The sequence below is a fragment of the Prolixibacteraceae bacterium genome (assembly GCA_019720755.1).
GTDB classification, from domain to species: Bacteria; Bacteroidota; Bacteroidia; order Bacteroidales; family Prolixibacteraceae; genus Halosquirtibacter; species Halosquirtibacter laminarini.
Genome location: CP081303.1, coordinates 1664992 through 1681487, shown reverse-complemented (window position 1 = coordinate 1681487; position 16496 = coordinate 1664992). Strand labels below are relative to the sequence as shown.

Sequence of the window (16496 nt, the reverse complement as noted above, 5' to 3'; positions counted from 1 at the left end):
CATGTTTATTGTAGGTTTTGAGGAAGTCCTATGTATAATGATTTGATATACGATCCTTGACAATCATGTTTACGAATGGATATAATTGACTTGAAAGAAACAGAAGTATCGTTATCTATAAGACCTGGGTAAATAGCATCATCACCTACAAAGCCGAGTTGTGGTGCAGTGTAATTCATCGTTTTAAAGTTTAATGGTGTAAATGACTACTCCACTGGATGTCCTATTTCAAAGATAATTATAGTTTATTCACTAACTCTATTTTGATTTGTCTTTTTGGCTATCAATGATTCTTTTTGTTGGATTTAATATAGCGATATTTTGTGATCGCATCTTGGATCGATATGTTTTATACAGGGCCTGTTCATAAAATATTGAAATAACAAAAGGTCGATTATTCATATTATATTTGGATTGCTAAAAACAGATATAAATTATGAATAACGACCTTTCAAGTGCCGAAATTAGAAGATTCTATGAGAAATTACAAACGAAGTTAAAAGATAATCGCAGTGCTATAGGTCGTAAGCATGAATTGGCTTTTGTTATCACACTCTTTATTCTCTCGATATTGAGAAGTTCAGACCAATTAAGTTTGAGCAAGATTCATCGCAATATGGTTCGCTATTACGAAAAATTATGTATTTGCTTACACAAAGAAGTAGATCATTGTATTAGTAGAGTTCAGTTATCACGGATATTATCAAACTTCGATTATGAGTCCTTTTTATCATTATCCGATCAAAGCAAGAATATTTCAGAATGGCTCTCTATTGATGGAAAAGAACTCAGAGGTAGTATTGACTCTAAAAACTACAATACAAGAGGTTTAAGTATTGTTTATGCATTAGGGCACACCTCAAATTTACAACAATTGTTAGGGTTTTATGATGGAACAAAAGAGAGTGAGAAAACTGTAGTGGGAAATCATCTTTTTGATCTACCTAAAGGAGCAAAAGTCACATTAGATGCCATGCATAATTCGGAAGGATTGTTATCTGACATTAATCAGAAGGGTCGCTTTTATTTGACACAAATTAAAGCAAATCAAAAGATTTTAAAAAGTGATCTTGCACATATATCGGACCACCTTAAATCAGATAAAGAGATTACAGAAATAGAGAAATCACATGGTCGAATAGACCATCGAAAATATGAGATATACACAATGAATACCGATGTTTTGGATTCTAGATGGGCCAATAGTGGTATTTGCAATATGATCAAGGTGACCAGAGAGAGTTTTACCGTAAAAACGAATAAAGAGAGTAAAGAGATACGATATTATATCACAAATTATAATGGACTAAAGAGTGAAATTGCAGGAGCAATTAGAGGTCACTGGAAAATAGAAGTTATGAATCGTATCCGTGATGTCAATTTTGGCGAAGACAATTTTAGATCTCTAAATCATGGATTACAAAAATCAATGTCATCTATTATGTTGTTTATTTGTAGTGGTTTATCTAAAATGAACGATAAAGGAAATTTAAATAAACTCAGGGAAGATTTGGTACATTATCCAGAGATGTTGAACAAATTCTTTGCTGCGTAAATCTTATGAACAAGCCCTGATGTTTTATAAGCATGTAGAATTTTTTATTTTGGATTGTGCTTTATTGCTGAAAGTTGTTTAGAAATTATTTATATATTAAGTCATGTGAATATTATGTAGTTTTGTCGTGCAATGTAATTCTGTGGGTGATAAAAGTGTATTGATACAACTGTTTATTTAAAGAACAGTAATGGAGATTTAAGGATTGTTTTACGTCTCTATTTGATCATGTTCCTAGAATGAGTGTAAGTAGATACTATTCTTGGATTAATACCAATTACTGTTATAACTCTGCTTATTTAGGAAGTGCTTTTCTGCTGGTCTGTAGTGTATATTACGATAGAATTGGAATTGTATTTTATGTTAAAAAAACACATACTAATATGAATCAAGATACAAAAGATAAATTATTGGGGAGGTTAGATGTAATTTACACAAAGTTTAATTTATTTATAATTAGCATACTTACACTAATTTTTCTTTTCCATGAGAAATTAGAAGACATGATACAGACTACTTTAGTGAAAGATAGACTTGATCATGTTGAATCGGATGATATTCATTTAATGGTTATTATCATAGCGATTGTTTTAATCTGTGTATTTTTCGTACGAAAATATATTCGAAGATATATTTTTTCGCATAAGTTCATTGTTATATATAGTATTGTAACTCTTATCTATAGTTATTATAGGATAGGTGATGTGAGGTGGAATTTCTTAAAGATAACGAAAGAAGGTTTTTTTGATTCTATTGTATATCTCGATTTTATCTATCTATTTGCAATTGGTTTATTTATTTCTAGGATTGTAAACTGGATGACTTTGTCGAAAAAGAATACAGAAGTATTAATTCCAGATAATGCATTATCAGATCCGAAGAAACATCAGCTATTTCATTCGAGAGCAATATTAGTTGATGATCTTTCTGAACTTCTCATTAATACAGGGCTTGTTCATGAATTGCTGAAATGATAAAAGGTCGACTATTCATATTATATTTGGATTGCTAAAAACAGATATAAATTATGAATAACGACCTTTCAAGTGCCGAAATTAGAATATTCTATGAGAAATTACAAGTTAAATTAGTCGATAATCGGAGTCATGTAGGACGAAAGCATGAATTGGCATTTGTGATTACGCTTTTTATTATCTCAATTCTAACAAGTTCCGATCATCTTAGCATAAATAAGATTCATCGTAATATGGTTCGTTATTATGAGAAGTTATGTATCTGTTTACATAAAGATGTTGATCATTGTATAAGTCGAGTTCAGTTGACAAGAATTCTGTCTGAGTTTGATTATGAGTCCTTTTTGACAATTTGTGATGAAGTATACTCTTCTACAGAATGGATATCTATTGATGGTAAAGAACTTCGAGGAAGTATCGATTCTAAAAGCAATAAAAAGAGAGGGTTAAGTATTGTTTACTCTATTGGTCATAACACAAATGTACAACAGTTATTAGGTTTTTATGATGGGACAAAAGAGAGTGAAAAGAGTATTGTTTATGATCATATTCTTGAGTTGCCAGAGCAGGCAAAGATAACACTCGACGCAATGCACAATTCAGAAAATCTGTTGTCTAATATTCACCAAAATAGTCGATTCTATTTGACTCAAATAAAGTCAAATCAGAAGAAATTAAAGGATGACTTAGTGCATACATCCAATCATATAAAAGTAGGTGATGTGATGACAGAAACAGACAAATCGCATGGAAGAATAGACATTAGAAAGTACGAAATATTCCCAATCAATACAGAGATGTTAGAGCCTAGATGGAGTAATAGTGGTATATGTAATATGATTAAAGTGACAAGAGAGAGTCACAATGTAAAGAGAGGTAGAAGGAGTACAGAAACACGATATTATATCACCAATTATAATGGGGAAATAGGTGAAATTGCTGGTGCTATTAGAGGTCATTGGAAAATAGAAATAATGAACCGTATTCGTGATGTTAATTTTGGAGAAGACAAATTAAAGTCATTAGATCATGGATTACAAAAATCAATATCCTCTGTTATGTTGTTTATTTGTAGTGGATTAATGAAAATAAATAGCTACAATAACTTGAATATTTTAAGAGAAGAGCTTGTGCGTAATACTGATAAAATACACGATTTCTTCGCCGCTTAAATTTCATGAACAAGCCCTGCTCATTAATATAAATAGTGAATATGCATTTGCTGTAGGACTTATCTCACCATGGGGAACTGGGAAGTCATCGTTTCTTAACTTCTTAATAGAGAAAATAAAGTTCAAGGATAAAAATGCTATTGTAATTAATTTTTATCCTTGGTATAGTAAGTCAGAGAAAGAAATAATTACTCATTTTTTCAGTACACTTTCAGAATCATTAAAAGAGTACCACGGTGATTTAAATAGAGAGATAAAGAAATACAGTGAGTTAATATTATCTCTAGAGAGTAATAAAATAACGGATCTCGTTGAAAAGGGGGTAAATTTTCTTTCTGAATCTATCGATATAAAAGGACAGTTTGAACATCTTAATAAATGTATTGCTTCTTTAAATCGTATCATATATATAACTCTTGATGACATTGATCGGTTGTTGGGCAAAGAGATTATAGAATGTTTAAAGATCATTCGTAATACAGCAAATTTTAAAAATATTGTTTTCATAGTAACCTATGATAATGATTATGTTTTAAAGGAATTAAATGAGCAGTTCAGTACGAAGAATGATAATAATGATTATTCTTCAGAAAAGTATTTGGAAAAAATATTTCAGCTTCGTTATACTTTAACACCAATTGATAAAGATGATATTGTTACTCATCTAAAAACAGTGCTCAAGGAAAAGAATATTTCAAAAACAAGCGAAGGGTTTTTGGAGCATAAATATTATCTGAATCCTTCTCAAGTACATGATCTTGAGTATTTAAATACTAACTCAAATGAAACACTTTACGTGTCTAATTATATTGAAAATATTAGAATAGCGAATATCGTTCTTAATACATTTCTATCTTCGCACAAATCAATTGGTAAAGAAACAGAATTGGACGAGTTATTTCTTGTTAGTATTTTGAAGATATTATATCCCAAAGAAGCGTTGGAATTATATCTAAATTTAGGCCATTATTTTGCTACTTATGAAGGTAAAGTTGCATTCAACAATCTTAATGAGAGCTCTGATTCAATCTTTAGACATGTAGATTCCAGTAAAGTAAGTCCTGATTTTCCAATATATAAATTAAATGATAATCATCTTTTTATTGATCTTGTTTCTGCTATCTTTTTTAGACTACAAACAACAGCAAAGAGTGCATCATACAATGAAAACTATAAGTTTTATTATCGAAATGCATTACCTAAATCCTATTTAACGGATGAAGAGTTTAAAGGCTGTATAGAGTCTGTAGAAACTCTTATTTCATATATAGAGAATCTTGATGTCACAAAGACAAATTCTTTAATTTCTAAATTAATCAAGCAACAGCCTAAATATAAAGAACAATCAGTTGTTTTGATTGCAGGGTTATTGTATTTACAAGCAAGTCTTAAAGAGAGGGATTTCTTCCAGATAATTTATAAATACCTTAATAAGTTTAAGGAAGAGTCTGTAGAAATACTTGGTAAAATAATTCAGTGTAGTAACTCTAAAGTGCGATATTTATTAAGCTTTATGATTTTTAATATTAAACTTTCTTACTTAGACCATGATAAAAATAATACTATACCCTTAATAATTGAGATAGAAGATGGATTCAATAAATTTCATGCATTGACAATCAAATTACTAAATAAAAGAGTCGAAAAATCTAGTTTTGATAAGGATATTTTCAACTATTATTATAATTGTTCAAGTAAAATTAATGATGCTAATGTCCATGTAATTGATAATGACGCAAACAACACGATGAGAGAATTTGTTAGCAAAAAGGAAAATAGAATAAAATACATAAAGAGCCTTATTATACCACAGCAAACAACTACCCCCAATAATATAATGGTTTTTCGACCATTTATTGATCAAACGTTTGATGGTTATACTAAATTTGAAGAATTTCTCTTTAATGTTTATTCAGATAATCAATATGATCGTGAGTTAAAGGATATTATAACTAAATGGGAAAAATATAAGAAAAATAAATACAGTAGTTTTTTAGATGAGACAGTGAATTGACATAATGTGATGGAATAAACATAATTGGAAAGGAAACATAGATCATATCCACTGGTATTACAACTTTTATCAGAGCATCAACTGAAGTCTGTAGAGCATCTTTTTAAAGTTATTAAGATACGAAAATCAAAGATTCATGAGCACAAATACCTCAACCTGCCATCCAGTAGGATTTGCTTTTAAAAATCAATGATCCTTAAGGGGGGGGAGAGGTCTTTTTCCAATTAAGACCTCAGCCACCTTCATAAGCTCACACTTCGTATCAACGACGTCATTTCGTCCTTCAAATGACTGCCTTTCAAAAGCAAGGAACATTAGCCCCAATAAACCTACGTCAACACTAAAACTTATACTACATCTCGCAAAAAACTCAACTCCGCTATCGGTCAATGATCATTCTAAAATTAGATACTCAAAAGTAAATAAGTTTAATATAAACCATAATATTTGAGAGTCGAAATAGTTCACCTCTTCACCTAAAGCATTCAGCTAATAGTACACCTAAAATACTAAATATATCAGTTTGCTATTCTATTAGCAGTATCAAAACGTATAAAACTATTGCTTAGACAGTAAAGCTTGGCAAACAACGTTTGAAAAATAATCACGACTAATAACTTGAGACCTCTCTACGTTCAATCTAAATAAATCATTAATTCCCTCGGGACTATTTTCTATTTCGCATAATCTCCGGAATATTCTTTCCCAGGAGGGGGATAAATAGAAGGTTATCTCTCCACATAGATCAACTAGGCTTGTTTTAAAAGAAAATATGACTTCTTTTTTTCACTTTTCTATTAATTCTTAGATTCTGATGGATAAAACCATTTTGAAATGAGATATTGGACAGCTCTAGCTAGGTATTAATGCATAAAAAGTGGATAGTTTCAGCCATTGATTCACTTTATGAAAATGCCCAGCATAGATCTATATTTTGAATCAAAAGTCAAACCAAACATCCATTCAAATAAAAGGTGGAAGATGCAAAACCTCATTGCCAATTTTTCCACTTTCAATTCTCAACTCCTGCTTTCACTGTATTTTTTTTTTAGCATAAATCGAATATTGATAATCATCAAGAATTGCTTTCGATAAATTTTGTGCGAATACTTCATGTTCTTTTAATAATGCCGATCTTTCTGTAATTACTAATTTAGCAATCGTGTCATCTAAAAAATTATCTCGTTCTAACCCCCTTGGAATTCCCAGTATATCTAGTATAATATTCCCGTTCATTTTCATTGCCTCAATTTTCTCTTTAACTAACCTTTGAAAACATTGCTTGATATAATCAGTATAATTTGATGAGCTTATAGATTTAATCACTTCATATTCATGGTCTAAATTATTAATTATTACTGATTCTATTTCGAAATCAAATGGCAGCTTATATTCAATATCTTTATCATCAAATTTCCCATTGACTGATATAATTAGAATATACCCTGCTATGACATAAATATCATAAATCATTGCTGGTGTAAATTCAATACATGCAACTAACATTGCGGTTTTATTGCGATCTAAATTAGATGGGTAAAGCAAAATGTATGATAGGTTATCTATCACTGATTCTGATTGTTTAGAATAAAGAGAATTGTATATTTCAGACCTAAAACGTTCAGCAACATCTTCTGTAAAATTATTGAGATATTTCCCTGTTAAATGCATACGCCAAACTACAGATAACCAAAATACTCGCGCTTTAAGAGAGTTAACTCCTTTATAAACACCTTCAAATTCTAATGTCGGCCTTTTGCTTGCATAAAGACTCTCCAGCTCACCAAGTCTTTTTTCACATTCTGAACAGAAAATATTGTCTATAACATTACTATTGTTATTATTTTCTATAATATCATCTGTAATTTCGCCAACAACCTCTTCTATATCTTTTGGTTGAACTCCACGACCAAAATAAAATTCACTATCCTTAATATTTGAGATTTCAAATTGAAGTTCATAATCTCTTCCTTTTTGACCAGAAACATTTACGGCTTCATTTATTAGAAAAGCTGGAATCATATGAGACCCTTTCTTATCTGCCTCTTTCTTATTACATAATTTACACTGCTCCATCTTTTTGCTATTGAATGTAAAACTTAGTGTTTGTTTTGTAGTTTATAATTATTTTTCAACTCTTATTGATAAGTGACTCTTAATATAAAAATTCATTTTCTTGATATAATAAACGATCAAAAACTCAATCATATATGAAATATCCACAATATACTCACGCTCCTTACTCAAGATAATATCCTTCTGTATTACATTCGATACAACCCTATTTTAAATAAAAAGTGGAATATGCAGCACCTCTATGCCAACCCTTCCACTTCCAAACCTTAATAATTCTACTCCTATATTTAAATTCGTAAACGATACACTAGTCCTGTCTTGATATTTGACACCTTAACATACACCTTCTGAAATATCCAACTCAACACCGATATTTACTAAGAAATAAAGTTTTTTGCTTTACAAAGTTTTATAAGGTCATCTTCTAGTTCTAGTGTATTTAAATGTTTAATTACTTTATGCTCAGAAAAAAAGTAATTCTTCTTTTCAATATTTTCCCATGAATAGCCAAATTGTTTATCAAGTCCATTACCTATTTTATTCATCTGATCTCCGGCTAACCAATTATAGAATAACAAAAGTTGTTCATTAGGACTCATTTGTGCTCTCAAAATCCCTATGTACTTTTTCTTTTCTTCTTCATCTAAAAAATCTTTATTGTCAACAACGATATATTTTACTATTCGATACAACTGATAATAATATGTAGATAATGCAGAATGATTTGATCGATTAATTTCCAAAGACATTTCATAATTCTCTATCCCTGAAACAGGATATCCATTTAAGAATGTTTTTTTTAATCTATTTATATCATTTTTTTTTCGAATAAAGTAGAAATAAGAATATGCTAAATAAAAATCCTTTGTAGATATACTATCAACTTTTATTAAATCATTGATTATTAAAACGTAATTATCTATTGCATCTAATCCTATATTATCATTAAACCTTAGATTTAGCAAATTTCGATTATAGGTCTCCATCATGCTATTAAAGGTATCTTGAATGCCGGATCTTTTTGCATCATCACTTGCCAATTCATTTGCTTTCAATTGCGCCCAGAATGCCCAAAAGGTTACCCAACCAACACATGCAGTTATCACATCCCAATCTGTTGTTTCACTCATTGTCCCAATTTTAATCTTAAATATTATTTTGCTGAATGCACAACTTAAGTCAACTGTATTACATAACGACAAATATTTAATAGCTAAAAGTGATACTATAGGTATTAAGCAAAAATCGACATATACCTTTGACTTGTAAAGTTTATGAATGTAAAACCTTATCAATATATATACAATTACCTGAATATAAGAAAATAGCACTAATTTTAATGATATTGTTACTGTGATAGTAATAACATTCAAAATATCACTAAGGATACAAACTTTGAGATGTTTCTTATCGTCTAAACTTTTTTCAAGTAGATATTCAAAATATGCAAGCTGCATTAATATCCAAATAAATAATAATAATTCATTCATGTTTTTATAATATTATAATCTGTACACTTTAGTACAAAGTAAATAACATTATAATAATTTATGTTTTATTCTCCTTTTTATAGAGCCCTCGGGTCTATTTTCCATTTCGCATAATCTCCGGAATATTCTTTCCCAGGAGGGGGATAAATAGAAGGGTATCTCTCCACATAGATCTCCATAATTATTCAACATAGCGTGGCGTTATATAACATTTTCCTTCGTTTTCTCGGAAAAGGTCATATAACTGTAAATAGCAAATTAATAATCATCATTTTTTCGTAAAAGTAAATCACCACTATTACAACCAAAAGTTTCCCTGATCCATAATGAGGATCTGCCATATAAATACAGTATAGGGATGATTATCGAACAGGTTCAAAAATGGTCCTTCTATTTTCCATTCTAAAGCTTTGCCCTTTCATTTTTACTACTTCACAACGATATAGTAAACGGTCAAGTAATGCTGTAGCCAACACTTCATCCTCGAGTGTTTCAGCCCATTCTTTAGGAGATTTATTGGTAGTTATAATAACCGATGTTTGTTCATGAAGATGGTTTATTAAATTAAAAAATGAAACTGCATCTTCTTTCTTGATTGGAAAAAGCATAATATCATCAATGGCAATAATATTTGCCTTTAATAGTCGGTTGTATTTTGCAAGAGCAGAAGAGATCATTTCTTTCATTTTCAATGTCTTTATTAACTCCTCCATGGTGATAAAATAAGCTTTGTATCCTGTATTTACGGCATCGTAGATCAATCCTGCTGCGATAAAAGTTTTTCCAGTTCCTGATGGTCCCATTAAAATTAGGTTATAATTCTGTTCCATCCACATCAGCTCCCTCAGTTGCTTAAGATGAGATGGTGTTATACCATTTGAAGCATTAAAATCATATTTATCAAGATCATGATCTTTGGGAAGGTTAGCTAAGGCTATTCGTCGTTCAATATTTTTCTTCTCTCGATGCTTAATTTCACATTCAAAAACAGATAATAAGAACTCCATATAGGTTGGCTTATTTATTTGTGCTTCATGTATAATCCCTTCTGGGTTATTACGGGTCTGGGTGAGTCTTAGAGCATCAGCATGTAGCTTTATTTTTTCAATCTGGTTCATAGGTTTATTAATCTTTCATATGTTTCAATACTACTTCTTGAAGGTTGTACATCACGATTATTGATCTTTTTACCACCACTCATTTCAACTTTAGGAAGAACAACTTTTTGACTGATCTTCATTGCTTCATCCCGACTCTTATAATAGTTAAGTATCTGTATGAAGTCATTTGCATTCAGGATGTTGTTTTCTGAACACCAATTTATGGTTTGCTCTGCAAAACGAATATTATCATCTGTGATTTTCCTGTCTAAAAGTCTTAGACTATCATAATAATATCTTGACTTATCATTCTCTAAAGTTTCTAAATAAAGTTTCACAGAGTCAGTATGTCCCAGTTTATCCAAGATAGTATTATGCAGTTTTTCTTTTGTTTTAGATTTTGGCCTCGAGTGATCGTTATTTTTCACATAATTCCCTCTACTAGATGGAACTAAGTGTTTTGCTAATAGCGTTTGATCGCTATTCAGAATAAGCAATTCATTGTCTTGTTGTGATACAATCACTTTCGTATCAACTCCTTGATACGTTTCGAAAGGTACGCTATATGTATTCCCTTTATATCTGATTGTATTGTCTTTTAACACATTAAGTGTAGGTAATTTATCTTTAGGTGTTTCAATATCCCCATTAAAAGGAAGTAAATGATCTTTTTCTATCATCCACTCTTCTGAAGGTATTTTGTGAGTCGTACTGTGTCTCTTTTGGTTTCCAGTACGACGCAACCAAGCCAAACATGCTGTCTGTAAAGATTCATTATCAATAAATTTTCGACCTTTTAGAAAATTGTATTTCACATACTTAACTACATTTTCTATTTTACCCTTAGATTCAGGATCAGCCTTTCGACAAAAGTGAGTCTCAAATTTATACTTATCACAAAGTTGTCTAAACCCCTGTGTTAGTTTAAAATCTCCTAGATTTTCATCATGAATAAAAACACTATCTTGATCATATACAATACGTTTTGGTATTCCCTCGAAATATGAAAATGCAAGTTCATGAGCATAGTTAGCAGTTTCGCTAGTAAAGGGACGACTTTGACAATAGACATATTTATATCGAGATCGAGAAAGAACCATGGCAAAAAAATAGACCTTAACTCTGCATCCATCTTCTTTATAAAGATAGCATTCACCAAAATCAACCTGCGCCTCAGAACCATATTTCACTTCGACGATTTTCTCATACTGCCGTATCGAATAGGCAGAGACCTTAGGAATGTCATATCGTTTGCGAGTTGACATCACAAAATTATACACCGTCTTACTACAAACTTGAGGCAAGTCTTTAAAATTTTCTTTAAGTCGATCTTCAATTTGTGCGGCAGAGAGAAATGGATACTCAACCAATAAATTTTTGGTGAACATTTGATACGGTGCTAACTTTTTAGGCATCTGACAGATGCTCGTTAAGCTTCGAATGAATTCGTCCTCTTTTGTATTGATATATTTGCGAACAGTAGCGCGATCAATACCTAATTTCGCACTTATTTGACTTTTGTTAAAGCCAGATTCATGCATTTCTTTAACTTTGTACCACATAGAGAATTTTTGTTTTCTATTCATTGCCTCGATTTTTGGTTTGGACACCTAAAAGATCGAGGCTTTTTTATTTATATACAACTGGTGAATAGCTTTTACGAAAATTTGATGAAGTAAAGTTACCTCTTACATATAACAACGCTATGTATAAATATCTCAGAGATCTAAGATCGATAACCATCTATTTTTACACCCCCTCCAGAGAATATCCCTCCGATAATGCTTCATAGAAAATAGGCGAGTTGGCCCCACCCACCCAATTATCTGTCCCTGAAACTCCATGCCTTTAAGCTTCGCTTCTTCAGCATTCGTTCAGCTCCCTGGGCCTTCTTTCTTGTGGCTTCGCCACTTCAAAGCCATCGCCCCAGAAAACAACACACAACAATTTGCCCCGCCCGCCCTTTCAAAGGTGTTGTTTTAGAGATTGCTCCATCGGAGAACCGAAAAGAAAATCCTTCTGGAATCATCGCTACGCGAAATCATCCAGAAGGAATATCTTTTTTATTCGGTCTCCTCAAACGGCATTTCCGTGCTCCTTTCAGCTGTTCCGCTTTTACAGTCGTACCTCCTTTATCGTTTGCTTCGTACCTCGCATCCTCAAAAAGCTCCTCACCGCCTCCAGTATCGCAACAAAAGCCTAATCGCAATCCCCAAAACAACGCGAGTAAATCCCATTGGCAAACACACAAAACATCACAACCCCTCAACCCAAAACATCAACCCCCCTCAACCAAAAATCCAATACCTCAAGATTCAAATCACACATTCTCACCTCAGCAGAGAAAAACACATCCAACCGAATACACTTCATCCATTCAAAAAAGAACAAACATCCCCATCTCCATACAGCCAACATCATCCTAATACAAACCATCCCTCAATAGCAAAACCACCATATAACAGATCAAACACCAGAAAACAAAAACAATCTTTACCTCAATAGTAAAACCACCAGAAAACAAACCATACCTTAATAGCAATCAAACGACAACGTATAAAACAAAAATGTCTCTATACCTCCCATGCCTTATGAGCTTCGCTCAACGGCTTTAGGTATAGAGACAAAAAAAGAGCATAAACAATTTGCCCCGCCCGCCCTTTCAAAGGAGTTGTTTAAGGGATTGCTCCATCGGAGAACCGAAAAGAAAATCCTTCTGGAATCATCGCTACGCTAATCATCCAGAAGGAATATCTTTTTTATTCGGTCTCCTCAAACGGCATTTCCGTGCTTCTTTCGGCTGTTCCGCTTTTACAGTCGTCCCTCCTTTATCGTTTGCTACGTACCTCGCACCCTCAAAAAAGCTCCTCATCGCCTCCAGTTCGCAACAAAAACCTTTTCGCAATCCCCAAAACAACGCGAGTAAATCCCATTGGCAAACACACAAAACATCAAACCCCCTCAACCCCAAATACACAAAACATCACACACTCAACAGTTCACCACAACACATCTATTTTTACCAATAATCAAAAAAAAAGAAGGATCACTCCTTCTTTTCACCTCTCTTCTCATAAATCAGAAACCCACTCAACCCAATCAAAAAAGAGAGCACCATATGCATCAACCCACGCAAACTATCCAGTTGCTTCTGTTGTCCTCGAATCTCAGCATTTATCCTTGCCTCAGCACCATCCAGACGCTCAAAAAAACGATCCTCCAGAAACATCAACTTCTGCTCCTGAGTCAACAACCGCAACTTCGTTTCATCTAAAGTCTCCTTCACCACCTCCACATCATCCTTCCTTGAAACCGAAATCGCTACATCTTTCGTTGAGGAAACAGGAGATTCCACACCATTAAAAGAGCTCAATCCAGTCAAACTAGCAAATACACACACCACAAAAATCAATAAATCTTTCATAGCCACCAGTTTTGTTACAACGTCATATTTAACGAATAACACAGCCATATCAAAATGCAAAACAGCGCATCCCGAAGCAAAACAACGCACTAATTATAAAACACTTGCGATTGCTATATAATATATATAAAGTTGCACATGACAAACGTTTATTAACCTAAAACTTTTCATCATGGGTAAAATTTCTAAAGGTATTCTAGGAGGATTCTCTGGTACTGTAGGATCTGTTGTTGGTTCAACATGGAAAGGGATTGATGTCATCCGATCTAAGCCAAAAATGCGCAAAAAATCATCCACCAAATCTCAAGTTGCACAACGCAAAAAATTTGGGGCTGCAGTAAAATTCTTCTCGAGCATTCATGACATGGTCAAAATTGGTTTTCAAGAAGTAGCCATTCATCAAACTGCGCACAATGTTGCAATCAAAGAGAACTTCAAACACTTCTCTTACGATGCACAAAAAGACGAAATTAAAATCGATTACAGTAAATTGATCATCGCCAATGGATCAAGACCTCCTGTTCGTAATTTTTCTGTAACAAAATCTTCTGATAATAGTCTTAGCTTTGACTGGAAATATGATAGCTTTGAAAGAGGAACTCACGATCCAATGTTGAATTTATTATTTATCTCTGAAAATGGCGAGATATTACCTCGTTATGATTTTGACCTACTTGTCGCAGAAAATACAACTATCAATAGCGATGAATTGGGAATCAGTGGTACTGTCCACGTTTATTGTTTCTATCATCATATTAATGTAGAAGGTAAACTACAAGTTTCTGATTCTGTACATGCATTGGTCAACCTATAATGGAAGATTAAGCTTCAATGCATAAAATTCGTTCTTTAATTAAATGCAATACACACCAAGAAAGGGCTCTCTCTCATAGAAAGCCCTTTCTATTCAATCCGTATTTCCTCCCTACTTACTCTATACCACCTTTACCTCCATGCCGTCCCCTTCAAGAACCAAATCCCGAACAAAAAACACCTGGGAACGTGACACAACAATACTACTATTCCTTTTTTCGGGATTAAGCTTTCGTTCCACGATATAACCTTTTTCAACAGCTCGGTCATAAGTAGAGCATCCTAATAACTTCTTCGCTTCCGCTTTGCGTATATCTGCAGTGATTAAACCGAGTTCTATAAGAGTTTGTCTAACTCCATTGCCATGGCCAGCATAAAACTGTTTCTTCAAACAGTCTAAGAACTCTTTCTTTTCGATAGATAAGTAAACTAAGTCCGACATATTAGGAATATATTATTCCAATACACCTCAAACAATCTATGACTACCACACCATAAATTGTTTACTTAAAATTAATTCTTTATTCTGATACACACAAACATTAACTACATGAGTTTTATTATCATCACTCCGAAGCTTTCTCAAATGGACCAGTCTCAAACAAATAATCAATCATTTGACGATTTGCTTCATCCATAAGTTTCACCTTCTTAACAATGTAATAAGCACCAGCCAACGTATGACTTACTTTGTGGCCCAACGCCAAGTCAATCACTGTTTCATTTATATTCAAATCATTAAAAGCAATGGTACTCCAAGTATATCGACTTCGTCCAATAGCAAAAGCAGGAATATTTAAATTAGCACAAATTCTTTTCAAAGCCGTTGAAATCGTTTGATTACATGCATCTCTAGATGAATATTTCTCTTGGAAACGAAACAACTCCTTTTCACCCTTTAATCTCTCAAAATACTCCAGATGTTCTGGTTCAATCTTCACACTATGTTTAACCCCAGTCTTCGACCTAGTATAATGCACACGTCCATCCTGGATATCATCCTTCTCTATAAAATACATATCCTTGAAGTTAAGCCCCATCAACAAATAATTAAGAATAAAAGTATCTCGAGCAAAAATCTCATTTTCATTGGTCGTCTCATAGTGCATCACAGATCGAACCTCTTCAATATTCAAAAATCGTGGAGTACTATTTCCCTTAAATTTTGCGATACTATAATATCGAAATGGATAGCATTCAGCACTTAACTTTTGATCTTCAGAATTAATTAAAGAATTAAACAAATGCTTCAAACTCTTCATATAAGTCCATATCCCGGTATTAACACCACTTTCCCGAAGAAATTGCTCATAATCCTCCAGCCACCTTTTATTAATATCCTTAAATAGTACCCGTTGATCCCCTTTAAATCTACGTAAGCTATTATATAAAATCGAATAATTCTTCCAAGTACCTTTAGAAGCTTTCTTATCAACCAGAAGAAGTGCCTTATATTTACGATCCAACTCCTCAATATACTCCTCTAGATAAGAAAACAACTCCACATCCTCCTTCTTTCCAACCTCTTCAACATACACATTCAAAAGATACTCCTTAATCTCCTTTGCAGTCATCTTAGTCTGCTCAACATAGATCTTATCCAATTTCTGTTCATAATCAGATAGGATAGAAGCCAGACGTTTATTAATCAGAGTACTATTGGGATGATTTCTCACCCGCCCCTCCTTAAATTGATTTTTTTCGACATAATAATTCGTTTTCAAAATCGCTTTAGTCCTATTACTTAAGATCTGTACAGAGATATTATACTTATTAACAGCATTCTTATTTACCAGTACCAATTTTATAGAAGCCATATCATTCTTGAATTAATCTAATGAAACATTAATGAAACAACACACATTACTCAACCCTTAA

The 16496-nt window shown here is 32.6% G+C and carries 13 protein-coding genes; 5 read left to right on the top strand and 8 right to left on the bottom strand.

From position 1 onward, the window contains the following. Positions 1–5: 5 nt before the first annotated feature. The gene (locus K4L44_06810; protein QZE15537.1) at positions 6–179 is read right to left on the bottom strand and encodes a hypothetical protein; all 174 of its coding nucleotides are present in this window, start codon (positions 177–179) and stop codon (positions 6–8) included. Positions 180–436: 257 nt separating this feature from the next. Between K4L44_06810 and K4L44_06805 the strand changes: the two genes are divergently transcribed. From K4L44_06805 to K4L44_06790, 4 genes are all read left to right on the top strand, one after another. Beyond that, positions 437–1555: an ISAs1 family transposase gene (locus K4L44_06805; protein ID QZE15536.1), complete on the top strand. Its 1119-nt coding sequence runs from the start codon at positions 437–439 to the stop codon at positions 1553–1555. Between the two features lie 383 nt (positions 1556–1938). Further along, positions 1939–2529, top strand: a complete 591-nt coding sequence (locus K4L44_06800) for a hypothetical protein (protein ID QZE15535.1) — start codon at positions 1939–1941, stop codon at positions 2527–2529. A 53-nt stretch (positions 2530–2582) separates the two neighbouring features. Next, positions 2583–3701, top strand: coding sequence for an ISAs1 family transposase (locus K4L44_06795; GenBank protein ID QZE15534.1), 1119 nt, complete (start codon positions 2583–2585; stop codon positions 3699–3701). Beyond that, positions 3658–5715, top strand: a complete 2058-nt coding sequence (locus K4L44_06790) for a KAP family NTPase (protein ID QZE15533.1) — start codon at positions 3658–3660, stop codon at positions 5713–5715. The genes K4L44_06795 and K4L44_06790 overlap by 44 nt, the downstream gene beginning before the upstream one ends. Positions 5716–6747: 1032 nt before the next feature. Here the strand turns inward: K4L44_06790 and K4L44_06785 are convergent. The 5 genes from K4L44_06785 to K4L44_06765 form a co-directional block, all read right to left on the bottom strand. After that, positions 6748–7791, bottom strand: a complete 1044-nt coding sequence (locus K4L44_06785) for a hypothetical protein (protein ID QZE15532.1) — start codon at positions 7789–7791, stop codon at positions 6748–6750. A 377-nt stretch (positions 7792–8168) separates the two neighbouring features. Next, the gene (locus K4L44_06780; protein ID QZE15531.1) at positions 8169–9281 is read right to left on the bottom strand and encodes a putative phage abortive infection protein; all 1113 of its coding nucleotides are present in this window, start codon (positions 9279–9281) and stop codon (positions 8169–8171) included. 362 nt (positions 9282–9643) lie between these two features. Beyond that, positions 9644–10399, bottom strand: coding sequence for an IS21-like element helper ATPase IstB (gene istB / locus K4L44_06775; protein QZE15530.1), 756 nt, complete (start codon positions 10397–10399; stop codon positions 9644–9646). Further along, positions 10396–11967, bottom strand: a complete 1572-nt coding sequence (gene istA / locus K4L44_06770; protein ID QZE15529.1) for an IS21 family transposase — start codon at positions 11965–11967, stop codon at positions 10396–10398. Before istA ends, istB begins: the two co-directional genes overlap by 4 nt. A gap of 1460 nt (positions 11968–13427) precedes the next feature. Then, positions 13428–13805 (bottom strand): hypothetical protein, encoded by a 378-nt coding sequence (locus K4L44_06765; GenBank protein ID QZE15528.1) that lies wholly within the window; start codon positions 13803–13805, stop codon positions 13428–13430. 172 nt (positions 13806–13977) lie between these two features. Between K4L44_06765 and K4L44_06760 the strand changes: the two genes are divergently transcribed. After that, positions 13978–14619, top strand: coding sequence for a hypothetical protein (locus tag K4L44_06760; protein QZE15527.1), 642 nt, complete (start codon positions 13978–13980; stop codon positions 14617–14619). Between the two features lie 120 nt (positions 14620–14739). Here the strand turns inward: K4L44_06760 and K4L44_06755 are convergent, their stop codons facing one another. After that, the gene (locus K4L44_06755) at positions 14740–15060 is read right to left on the bottom strand and encodes a hypothetical protein (protein QZE15526.1); all 321 of its coding nucleotides are present in this window, start codon (positions 15058–15060) and stop codon (positions 14740–14742) included. 124 nt (positions 15061–15184) lie between these two features. Next, the gene (locus tag K4L44_06750; GenBank protein QZE15525.1) at positions 15185–16435 is read right to left on the bottom strand and encodes a site-specific integrase; all 1251 of its coding nucleotides are present in this window, start codon (positions 16433–16435) and stop codon (positions 15185–15187) included. Positions 16436–16496 lie beyond the last annotated feature (61 nt).

Bases quoted from the DNA above. Each gene is read 5' to 3' on its own strand.
- K4L44_06780 (QZE15531.1), bottom strand. From the start codon at position 9,281: ATGAATGAATTATTATTATTTATTTGGATATTAATGCAGCTTGCATAT.
- K4L44_06760 (QZE15527.1), top strand. From the start codon at position 13,978: ATGGGTAAAATTTCTAAAGGTATTCTAGGAGGATTCTCTGGTACTGTA.
- K4L44_06805 (QZE15536.1), top strand. From the start codon at position 437: ATGAATAACGACCTTTCAAGTGCCGAAATTAGAAGATTCTATGAGAAA.
- istA (QZE15529.1), bottom strand. From the start codon at position 11,967: ATGAATAGAAAACAAAAATTCTCTATGTGGTACAAAGTTAAAGAAATG.
- istB (QZE15530.1), bottom strand. From the start codon at position 10,399: ATGAACCAGATTGAAAAAATAAAGCTACATGCTGATGCTCTAAGACTC.
- K4L44_06810 (QZE15537.1), bottom strand. From the start codon at position 179: ATGAATTACACTGCACCACAACTCGGCTTTGTAGGTGATGATGCTATT.
- K4L44_06800 (QZE15535.1), top strand. From the start codon at position 1,939: ATGAATCAAGATACAAAAGATAAATTATTGGGGAGGTTAGATGTAATT.
- K4L44_06755 (QZE15526.1), bottom strand. From the start codon at position 15,060: ATGTCGGACTTAGTTTACTTATCTATCGAAAAGAAAGAGTTCTTAGAC.
- K4L44_06765 (QZE15528.1), bottom strand. From the start codon at position 13,805: ATGAAAGATTTATTGATTTTTGTGGTGTGTGTATTTGCTAGTTTGACT.
- K4L44_06785 (QZE15532.1), bottom strand. From the start codon at position 7,791: ATGGAGCAGTGTAAATTATGTAATAAGAAAGAGGCAGATAAGAAAGGG.
- K4L44_06750 (QZE15525.1), bottom strand. From the start codon at position 16,435: ATGGCTTCTATAAAATTGGTACTGGTAAATAAGAATGCTGTTAATAAG.
- K4L44_06795 (QZE15534.1), top strand. From the start codon at position 2,583: ATGAATAACGACCTTTCAAGTGCCGAAATTAGAATATTCTATGAGAAA.